The 8,512-nt window shown below is 68.1% G+C and carries 8 protein-coding genes; 7 read left to right on the top strand and 1 reads right to left on the bottom strand.

Annotated elements, in window-relative coordinates:
* The 6 genes from BN11_RS06400 to BN11_RS06425 form a co-directional block, all read left to right on the top strand.
* Nucleotides 1–1,253 (top strand): ABC transporter substrate-binding protein (locus tag BN11_RS06400; protein WP_083433581.1); only part of this gene is annotated, 1,253 nt, incomplete at its 5' end.
* 4 nt (nucleotides 1,254–1,257) lie between these two features.
* Nucleotides 1,258–2,196 (top strand): carbohydrate ABC transporter permease, encoded by a 939-nt coding sequence (locus BN11_RS06405; RefSeq protein WP_048695937.1) that lies wholly within the window; start codon nucleotides 1,258–1,260, stop codon nucleotides 2,194–2,196.
* On the top strand, nucleotides 2,193–3,050 hold the full coding sequence (locus tag BN11_RS06410; RefSeq protein WP_048695942.1) for a carbohydrate ABC transporter permease: 858 nt from the start codon (nucleotides 2,193–2,195) through the stop codon (nucleotides 3,048–3,050). Before BN11_RS06405 ends, BN11_RS06410 begins: the two co-directional genes overlap by 4 nt.
* Entirely contained in the window at nucleotides 3,050–4,534 is a 1,485-nt protein-coding gene (locus BN11_RS06415; RefSeq protein ID WP_048695946.1) for a mannitol dehydrogenase family protein, read from the top strand. The genes BN11_RS06410 and BN11_RS06415 overlap by 1 nt, the downstream gene beginning before the upstream one ends.
* Nucleotides 4,535–4,629: 95 nt before the next feature.
* Nucleotides 4,630–6,042 carry a xylulokinase gene (gene xylB, locus BN11_RS06420; RefSeq protein ID WP_048700933.1) on the top strand — a complete coding sequence of 471 codons (1,413 nt, stop codon included), beginning with the start codon at nucleotides 4,630–4,632 and terminating at the stop codon, nucleotides 6,040–6,042.
* Between the two features lie 19 nt (nucleotides 6,043–6,061).
* A complete protein-coding gene (locus BN11_RS06425; RefSeq protein ID WP_053084022.1) occupies nucleotides 6,062–6,679 on the top strand; it encodes an alpha/beta hydrolase family protein in 618 nt (205 codons plus the stop codon).
* Here BN11_RS06425 and BN11_RS06430 read toward each other — a convergent pair.
* The gene (locus BN11_RS06430; RefSeq protein WP_048695950.1) at nucleotides 6,674–7,210 is read right to left on the bottom strand and encodes a ferritin; all 537 of its coding nucleotides are present in this window, start codon (nucleotides 7,208–7,210) and stop codon (nucleotides 6,674–6,676) included. The genes BN11_RS06425 and BN11_RS06430 overlap by 6 nt on opposite strands.
* A gap of 126 nt (nucleotides 7,211–7,336) precedes the next feature.
* Between BN11_RS06430 and prfB the strand changes: the two genes are divergently transcribed.
* The gene (gene prfB / locus BN11_RS06435) at nucleotides 7,337–8,452 is read left to right on the top strand and encodes a peptide chain release factor 2 (RefSeq protein WP_048695954.1); all 1,116 of its coding nucleotides are present in this window, start codon (nucleotides 7,337–7,339) and stop codon (nucleotides 8,450–8,452) included.
* Nucleotides 8,453–8,512 lie beyond the last annotated feature (60 nt).

The raw sequence follows: 8,512 nt of genomic DNA on the forward strand, positions 1-8,512 counted from the left end.
GCGGTGGGGCCGTCAACGTCCTCATGGTCAACAACCCGCAGATGGTTGACCTGCAAAAGCTCACGGCCGACAATTTCACCAAGAGCACGGGCATCAAGGTCAACTACACCGTCCTGCCGGAGAACGACGTCCGCGCCAAGATCTCCCAGGAGTTCACGGCACAGGCGGGTCAGTACGACGTCGCGTCGCTGTCCAACTTCGAGATCCCCATCTATGCCAAGAACGGTTGGGTCATGGACCTGACCGACAAGGCCAACGGCGACAGCGCGTTCAACCAGTCCGACATCATGAAGTCGATGGCGACCTCGCTGTCCGTCGACGGCAAGATCTACGGCGAGCCGTTCTACGGCGAGTCGTCGTTCATGATGTACCGCAAGGACATCTTCGACGCCAAGGGTCTGACCATGCCCGATAACCCCACGTGGGACGAGATCGCCGACCTCGCCGCGAAGGCAGACGGCGCCGAGTCGGGGATGAAGGGCATCTGCCTGCGCGGTATGCCGGGCTGGGGCCAGGTCTTCGCCCCGCTCACCACGGTCGTCAACACCTTCGGCGGCACCTGGTTCGAGAAGGACTGGACCGCGGGCGTCAACGCCGCTCCGTTCAAGGAAGCCGTCAACTTCTACGTCGACCTGGTCAAGGCCCATGGCGAGGCCGGTGCGCCGCAGGCGGGCTTCACCGAGTGCCTCAACAACATGACGCAGGGCAAGGTCGCCATGTGGTACGACGCCACCTCCGCCGCCGGATCGCTCGAGGCCGAGGGCTCCCCGGTCAAGGGCAAGATCGGCTACGCCGCCGCACCGGTCAAGGTCACCAAGAGCTCCGGATGGCTCTACACCTGGGCCTGGGCGGTCCAGAAGGCCTCGAAGAATCAGGACAACGCGTGGAAGTTCATCTCCTGGGCCTCGAGCAAGGAATACGAAGAGCTCGTCGGCAAGCAGCTGGGTTGGGCCAAGGTCCCCTCGGGCAAGCGCGCCTCGACCTACAGCAACGCCGACTACCTCAAGGCCGCCGGCGCCTTCGCCGAGAAGGAGAAGGCCGCCATCGAGGCCGCCGATCCGCTGAACCCGGGCGCACAGCCCAGGCCGGCCATGGGCATCCAGTTCATCGGCATCCCGGAGTTCCCGAAGCTCGGCACCGACGTCAGCCAGCTCGTCAGCAGCGCCATCGCCGGCCAGACCACGGTCGACGCCGCATTGGACGAGGGTCAGAAGCTCGCCGAGGCCGTCTCCGCGAAGTACAAGGGTAAGTAAGCCCATGACCACGACCCCCACCAAAGGGGCCGGGGTCGCGGAGACGGAGAAGAGAAGCAACCTCCAGCGCTCAGGAGACTGGGCGCGGAGGATGCCTCTGCTTCCCGCGATGGTCCTGGTCTTCCTCGTCACGCAACTGCCGTTCCTGTTCACGATCGGCGCCTCTTTCATGAACTGGAACGCCTACTACCCCGACGAGCGTCGGTTCAACGGCGGGGCGAACTTCAAGACGGTGCTGACCGACCCGGCCGCCCGCAAGGCGATCTGGGTGACCGTGCTGCTGACGGCCGCCGTCGTGCTGATCTCGCTCTTCCTCGGGCTGATCATCGCGCTCCTGCTCGACCGGAAGTTCTTCGGCCAGGGCATCGTGCGCACGATGATGATCACCCCATTCCTCGTCGTGCCGGTCGCGGCCGCCCTGTTGTGGAAGCACGCCCTCTACAACCCCGAATACGGGCTGTTCAACGGCATGCTGACGAAGTTGTTCGGCGAGAACGCCCCGCAGCCGGACTGGATCAGTGAGCACCCGATGTGGGCGGTGATCTTCGCCATCGTGTGGCAGTGGACGCCGTTCATGATGCTCATCCTGCTCGCCGGGCTGCAGTCGCGGCCCATGGATGTCGTCGAGGCCGCGAAGATCGACGGCGCCAGCTCGTGGCAGATCTTCCGCAGTATGACGCTGCCGCACCTGCGTCCCTACATGGAGTTGTCGGGTCTGCTCGGAACGATCTATGTGGTGCAGAACTTCGACCACGTCTTCACGATCACCGGCGGCGGCCTCGGCACGGCCAACCTGCCGTACTACATCTACACGACCTTCTACACCGGCCAGGACTACGGGCTGGCATCGGCCGCCGGCGTCGTCGTGGTGATCCTGACGATCATCGTCTCGACCGTCGCCTTGCGCACCGTGTTCAGCATCTTCCGGGAGGAGCAGCGATGAGCGGCAAGACCCTGTCAACCGGCCAGGTGGAGAACGTCCACAAGAAGTCGACCTCCGGTGTGTTGTTGTCGATCGCGGCGTGGATCGTCGGCCTGTTGTTCGTCTCTCCGGTGCTCTGGATGATCCTCACGAGCTTCCACAGCGAGACGGACGCGGCCAAGAACCCGCCGGCCTTCGGTGCGCCGCTGACGCTGGACGGTTATCGCTCCTTCTTCGACGCCGGCCCGTGGCCGCCGTTGATCAACTCCGTGACGGCCAGCGTCGTCTCGACGCTCTTGGTGCTGTTGCTGGCCTTCCCCGCCGCCTACGCCCTCTCCATCCGGCCGGTCAAGAAGTGGTCCGATGTCCTCTTCTTCCTGCTGTCGACGAAGTTCCTGCCCGTCGTGGCCGGCCTGCTGCCGATCTACCTCTTCGCCAAGAAGGTCGGCATGCTCGACAACATCTGGCTGCTCATCCTCTTCTACACGGTGATGAACCTGCCGATCGCGATCTGGATGCTGCGCTCCTTCCTCGCGGAGGTGCCGGTCGAGATGCTGGAGGCGGCCGAGGTCGACGGTGCCGGGTTGGTCCTGACCCTGCGCAAGGTCGTGGCACCCGTGGTCATGCCCGGGCTGGCCTCCGCCGCGCTGATCTGCTTCATCTTCAGCTGGAACGAGCTGCTGTTCGCTCGCGTGCTCACGGGCACGGTCAGCCAGACCGCACCGGTCTACCTGACCGGGTTCGTCACCAGCCAGGGCCTCTTCTTGGCCCAGGTGTGTGCGGCCTCGCTCGTCGTGTCGCTGCCGGTGCTCGTCGCCGGATTCGCGGCGCAGGACAAGCTGGTCCAGGGCCTGTCGATGGGAGCGGTGCGCTGATGGGCACGCCGATCCCGCTCGGCAATGCCACCCTCGGGGAGCTCCCCTCCGAGGTGGGCGTGCCGGCATACGACCGATCCGCCCTGACCCCCGGCATCGTCCACTTCGGCGTCGGTGGCTTCCACCGCGCCCACGAGGCGATGTATCTCGATGCGCTGCTGAACGAGGGCAAGGCACTCGACTGGGCCATCGTCGGCGTGGGCACCATGCCCGGCGATGCCCGGATGCGCGATGCGATGAAGGCGCAGGACTGCCTCTTCACCCTCGTGCTGAAGCATCCCGACGGCTCGCGCGAAGCACGGGTCATCGGCGGGATGGTCGACTATCTCTTCGCCCCGGACGACCCGCAGGCGGTGCTCGAGCGGCTGGCCGACCCGAGCACCCGGATCGTCTCCCTCACCGTCACCGAGGGTGGCTACCACGTCAACCAGGTGACGGGGGAGTTCGACCCGGACAGCCCCGACCTGCAGGCCGACCTGGCCGGCGACGCCCCGCCCAAGAGCGTCTTCGGCTTCATCACCGAGGCGGCGCGGATGCGGCGCGAGCGCGGCATACCGCCGTTCACCGTGATGAGCTGCGACAACCTGCCCGGCAACGGCCACATCGCCGAGAAGATGATCACGGCCTTCGCCGAACTCAAAGACCCCGAGCTGGCGGAGCACCTGCGCCAGGACGTCGCCTTCCCCAACTGCATGGTCGACCGGATCACCCCGGTCACCCAGCAGGCCGATATCGACGACCTCGCCGAACGCTTCGGGGTCGCCGACCGCTGGCCGGTGGTGTGCGAGCCGTTCACCCAGTGGGTGCTCGAGGACAACTTCGGCGCCGGGCGACCGGCGTTCGAAGAGGTCGGCGTCCAGATCGTCCCGGACGTCGTGCCGTACGAGCTGATGAAGCTGCGGCTGCTCAACGCCTCCCACCAGGCGCTGTGCTATCTCGGGTATCTCAGCGGCTACCGCTACGCGCACGAGGTCTGCGAAGACCCGCTCTTCGTGAAGTTCCTCCTCGGCTACATGGAGAACGAGGGCAGCCCGACACTTCCCGAAGTGCCGGGGGTCGATCTGGACGCCTACCGCCACCAGCTCATCGAGCGCTTCGCCAACCCCGAAGTGCGCGACACGCTCGCGCGCCTGTGCGCCGAGAGCTCGGACCGCATACCCAAGTGGCTGGTGCCGGTGATCCAGGAGAACCTGCGCAACGGTCGGGAGATCGACCGGTCCGCGCTGGTCGTTGCGTCCTGGGCCCGGTATGCCGAGGGTGTCGACGAGCAGGGTGACCCGATCGACGTCGTGGACCGCTTCAAGGACAAGGTGATGGCAGCCGCAGCGGCCCAGCAGGATGACGACCTGGCCTTCCTGCGCGACAAGGACTTCTTCGGCAACCTCGTCGACGACGAACGCTTCACCACCGCATACCGCGGGTTCCTCGCGAGCCTGCACAAGCGCGGCGCCCGCGCCACCCTCGAGGAACTCGAGGGCAGGTAGCGCTCACAGTCGCCGGCAGCCGGAGTCCCGACCTGGGGGGCTCCGGCTGCCGTGCGTAACTAGGATCGACACACCAGGAACCGATGGAGGTCACCATGACGCGCTCGCTCGTGGCGGGGGTCGACAGCTCGACCCAGTCGTGCAAGATCGTCGTCTGCGACGCCGAGACCGGGCAGGTCGTGCGATCCGCTCGTGCCCCGCACCCCGACGGCACCGAGGTCGACCCGGCGGCCTGGTGGGCGGCCTGGCAACAGGCGAGCTCGGGTGGACTGCTCGACGGGGTCGAGGCGATCGCCGTCGGCGGGCAGCAGCACGGCATGGTGACCCTGGACGATGCGGATCAGGTGGTCCGGCCGGCGCTGCTGTGGAACGACACCCGCTCCGCCGCGGCCGCCGCCGACCTGGTCGAGGAGTTCGGCGGCGCGCAGGCCTGGGCCGAGCAGATCGGCATCGTGCCGGTCGCGGCCATCACGGCAACAAAGCTGCGGTGGCTGGCCCGCAACGAGCCGGACAATATGGCGCGCACGCGCACCTGCGTGCTCCCACACGACTGGGTCACCGGCCAGATCCTCAAGGACGGCAACGGTTTTCAGCAGTGGGTGACCGATCGGGGCGACGCCTCCGGCACCGGCTACTGGTCGGCCCACAGCCAGGACTATCGCACCGACGTCATGGACCTGGCGATGGGCCGCACCATCGAGGTGCCGACCGTGCTCGCCCCCCACGAGGCAGCCGGCCGTACCGACTCCGGCATGATCGTCGCGCCGGGCACCGGCGACAACATGGGCGCGGCGCTCGGACTCGGCCTGGCCCGCGGTGACGTCGTCGTCTCCCTGGGGACCTCGGGAACCGTCTTCGCGCGGCATAGCGACCCGGTCGCGGACGCGAGCGGCGCCCTGCAGTCCTTCGCCGACGCGGAGGGCGGCTACCTGCCGCTGCTGTGCACGCTCAATGCGTCGCGGGTCCTCAACGCCGGCATGACGATGCTCGGGGTGGACTACTCCGAGTTCGACCGGCTGGCCCTGGCCGCCGCGCCCGGCGCCGGCGGGCTGACGCTCATTCCCTACCTGGACGGCGAGCGCACCCCGAACCTGCCCGACGCCACGGGCACCCTGCTCGGGCTGCAGCGTGCCAACGCCACTCCCGAGAACCTCGCTCGCGCGCACGTCGAGGGTATGCTGCTCAATCTCGTTTCGGGAGTGGGCGCTTTGCGCGACCACGGGGTTGCGGTCGAGCGGATCCTGTTGATCGGTGGGGCGGCTGCGTCGACGGCCGTGCAGGACATCGCCTGCCAGCTCTTCGGGTTGCCCTTGGTCGTGCCGGCGGCGGGGGAGTATGTCGGTCTCGGGGCTGCCCGGCAGGCCGCGTGGACCCTGTCGGGTGCGGACGCGCCGCCGCAGTGGGAGGTCTCGCTCGATGTCCGCGCCGAGCCGGGCGCGCCGGATGCCGGGGCGGAGATCGTCGAACGCTATCGGCAGGCCGTGCGCGACCAGCACGGCGTCGGCTGACACACGCGGGAGTGCCGGCGTGGCGGAACAGGTGACTCTCGAGACCCCACAAGGGCCGGGCCGGGCCCACGTCTACAGCGGGTCGGTGCCGGCGCGGGCGACCGTCGTGCTGGGCCACGGCGCCGGGGGTGGCATCGGCGCGAGCGACCTGATGCTGCTCGCGTCGCGGCTGCCGGAGCACGGCTATCGGGTGGTGCTCATCGAGCAGCCGTGGAAGGTCGCCGGCCGCAAGGTGGCGGGTCGTCCGCCGACGCTCGATGCGGCGTGGATCCCCATGCTCGGGCAACTGGACGTCGTGGGCTCGCTGGTCGTCGGCGGCCGCAGCGCCGGCGCCCGAGTCGCCTGCCGCACCGCCGAAACCGTTGGCGCGCAAGGGGTTCTGTGCTTGTCCTTCCCGCTCCACCCGCCGGGCAAACCCGACGCCTCACGGGCCGGCGAGCTGCGGACTCCGGGAGAACACGGCATACCCGTGCGGGTCATTCAGGGCGAGCGGGACCCGTTCGGCACTCCCGACGAGCTGCGCGCCGAACTCGTCGACCCGGCCTGGGTCGCCGCGGTGGCGGGTGCCCATTCGTTCGGCGAGAAGCCGGCCGACGTCCTCGACGCCGCCATCCGACTCCTGCCCGAGTTGCTATAGAGCGCCGCCGGCGGCCGGGGGCGCGGCGGGATCGGCGCCGCCGTCGCCGATGGCCTCGCGGGCCAGGTGCTCCTCGATCTGGAACCAGTCGTCCCCGGCGCGCGTGGCGATCGTCAGCAGCGTGCTCATCGAAGAGACCTCCTCGACCTGCTCCTTGAGGAACCACATCATGAACTGCTCGCCGAGGACATCGCCTTCGGCGCGGGCCGCGCGGAACAGCGCCTCCACGTGGGTGGTGACCTCCTTCTCCTGGGCCAGTGCCAACGCGATCGGCTCCGTGGGCGAGGTGAAGGAGTTGGCGACCTCGCCGACGCCGGGGATCTTGACCTCCAGGTCCCGGTCGAGGAGGTAGCGGACGAACATCATCGCGTGATTGCGCTCCTCGACGCCCTGGCGATAGAAGTGCGCAGCCAGCCGGGGGAGATCGTGACCGTCGAACCAGACTCCGAGCGCGACATACTGCTGGCTCGCGGTGAACTCGTTGCGCACCTGGGCGTGCAGCAGGTCGACGAAGGGATTGGCGTCGGTCATGGCCGGCAGCCTAGGTCACGGTGGCCGTGGCTGCGTGCAGGGTTCGCGGGAGGAGGCCGGTGCGGGGGCGGGCGGCAGCGGCGACGCGAGCAGGCGTCGGTCGCCGCTGCCGTAGGCTTGCTCCTTGTGGCTACGGACTTCACCCAGGAGATCAAGGACCTGCGCTCGACGATGACGTCGGTGCGCGAGGTGACCGATCTGGACGCTCTCGGCGCCAAGATCGCCGATCTCGAGGCGAAGGCCGGCGCTCCTGATCTGTGGGATGACCCGGAGAGCGCCCAGAAGGTCACCTCGAGCCTGTCGCGGGCCATCGCCGAGCGCGACCGCGTGCAGGAACTCGACCAGCGGGTCGACGACCTCGAGGTCCTCGTCGAACTCGGGGAGGAGGAGGGTGACGAGGCGACGCTGGCGGAGGCCGAGCGGGAACTCGAGTCGATCCGTGGCGCCGTGGGTGAGCTCGAGGTGCGCACGCTGATGTCGGGGGAGTATGACGAGCGCGAAGCGGTCGTGACGATCCGCTCCGGCGCCGGCGGCGTCGATGCGGCGGACTTCGCCGAGATGCTGCTGCGGATGTATCTGCGTTGGGCGGAGAAGCACGGCTACCCGACGAAGGTTCTCGACACCTCATATGCCGAAGAAGCCGGCCTGAAGTCGGCCACCTTCGAGGTCAACGTCCCTTACGCCTACGGCAACCTCTCGGTCGAGGGCGGCACCCACCGCCTGGTGCGGATCAGCCCCTTCGACAACCAGGGCCGCCGGCAAACCTCCTTCGCCGCTGTGGAGGTCATCCCGCTCATCGAGTCCACCGACCACATCGAGATCCCCGAGAACGAGATCAAGGTGGACGTCTTCCGCTCCTCGGGTCCCGGCGGGCAGAGCGTCAACACCACCGACTCGGCGGTGCGGATGACGCACATCCCGACCGGCATCGTCGTCTCCATGCAGGACGAGAAGTCCCAGATCCAGAACCGCGCCGCGGCCCTTCGCGTGCTGCAGTCGCGTCTGCTGCTGCTGCGCAAGGCCGAGGAGGCCGCGACCAAGAAGGAACTCGCCGGCGACATCAAGGCCAGCTGGGGCGACCAGATGCGCTCGTATGTGCTGCAGCCATATCAGATGGTCAAGGATCTGCGCACCGGCTACGAGGTGGGCAACCCCCAGGCTGTCTTCGACGGCGACGTCGACGGCTTCATCGAGGCCGGCATCCGGTGGCGCCGCTCGGGCGCCGAGGCGTCGGGCGAGTAGGGCTCGACAGCGGCTCTGGGGGGTGCGTCAGCGGGGTCCCCGCGAAGTATCGGAGCGACG

Origin of the sequence: Nostocoides australiense Ben110 (assembly GCF_001050535.1) — a bacterium.
Classification (GTDB): Bacteria; Actinomycetota; Actinomycetes; order Actinomycetales; family Dermatophilaceae; genus Nostocoides_A; species Nostocoides_A australiense.

What these genes read in the sequence shown, in the direction of transcription:
- xylB (WP_048700933.1), top strand. Translation starts at nt 4,630, where the DNA reads ATGACGCGCTCGCTCGTGGCGGGGGTCGACAGCTCGACCCAGTCGTGC.
- BN11_RS06430 (WP_048695950.1), bottom strand. Translation starts at nt 7,210, where the DNA reads ATGACCGACGCCAATCCCTTCGTCGACCTGCTGCACGCCCAGGTGCGC.
- BN11_RS06410 (WP_048695942.1), top strand. Translation starts at nt 2,193, where the DNA reads ATGAGCGGCAAGACCCTGTCAACCGGCCAGGTGGAGAACGTCCACAAG.
- BN11_RS06405 (WP_048695937.1), top strand. Translation starts at nt 1,258, where the DNA reads ATGACCACGACCCCCACCAAAGGGGCCGGGGTCGCGGAGACGGAGAAG.
- BN11_RS06415 (WP_048695946.1), top strand. Translation starts at nt 3,050, where the DNA reads ATGGGCACGCCGATCCCGCTCGGCAATGCCACCCTCGGGGAGCTCCCC.